The organism is Vibrio sp. 10N.261.52.A1, assembly GCF_002876325.1.
Taxonomy (GTDB): Bacteria; Pseudomonadota; Gammaproteobacteria; order Enterobacterales; family Vibrionaceae; genus Vibrio; species Vibrio chagasii.
This window is the reverse complement of the sequence record NZ_MCYD01000147.1, coordinates 1-916: the sequence shown is the minus strand read 5'-3', so window position 1 is coordinate 916 and position 916 is coordinate 1. Positions and strand designations below refer to the sequence as shown.

1 protein-coding gene is annotated in these 916 nt (G+C 41.2%); it reads left to right on the top strand.

Translation table 11 applies throughout. The features are described from left to right. Positions 1–212: 212 nt before the first annotated feature. The coding region (locus BCT81_RS01995; protein WP_133152490.1) for an aerolysin family beta-barrel pore-forming toxin at positions 213–916 on the top strand (704 nt) is incomplete at its 3' end.

The following is a 916-nucleotide window of genomic DNA, read 5'->3' as shown; positions in this document are numbered from 1 at the left end:
ATTATGAAGTGTGCCGAGAAAATCTCTCTTCATTGCATCAAAGTTTCATCAAATATTAATAAATCCATCTCAAGCTGTTGATTTATAACAAAAAAATTTATTCAATCATTTTCAGTATCGTTATTTTCATCATTATGGAAAAGTGAAATGGTCCTGTGTACGCAAGGCAAAACAGCATTACCAATATAAAAAAGAAAATGAGGGGATTATTAGTGATCAGTAAAAATAAAAGTATCTTGGCAGCGGCAGTGTTGTCTGTACTATCGACCGGAGTAAACGCGAAAATATACCCAGATCAAATCGTGCGTGACAATTTAGGCGATGATGTTTGTCGCTCAGGTTATCGCCCTTTAGACCGCTTTGAAGCAGAAGAGCATAAAAACTCACTACTACCGCGCATGGGCACTTGGGATATTGTTGGCCTGAAAGACAACTGGGTAATTATGGGGCCGGGTTATTACGGGCTAATCAAACAAGATACGCCAAACGATAAAACCTTCTGCTACCCGAATGATGACCAATCAGAGATTCCAACCATCTCAGCTAAATCGGTGCCAGAAGGCGATGAAATTGACGTCGAATATGGCCTAGTCACTGATCGAACAGACTTTATATATCCGCTAAGTTACTTAGCTCATAACCTTGGATACGCTTGGGTTGGCGGAAATAACGGCACTTATGTCGGCGAAGATATGGTCATAAATCGTTCTGGCGATCGTTGGGTTATTCAAGGAAACAACAACGGCTCTTGTAGTGGCTACCGTTGTGGCGAAAAAACAAAAATCATCGTTGATAACTTTACCTACACAGTTAACGATGACAACTTCTCGCACGGTGAGGTGACGGAGTCAGACCGTGAACTCATAAAAACAGTTCACGCAACCGCTAGAAACTATAGCGATATTGCGCAGCAAGT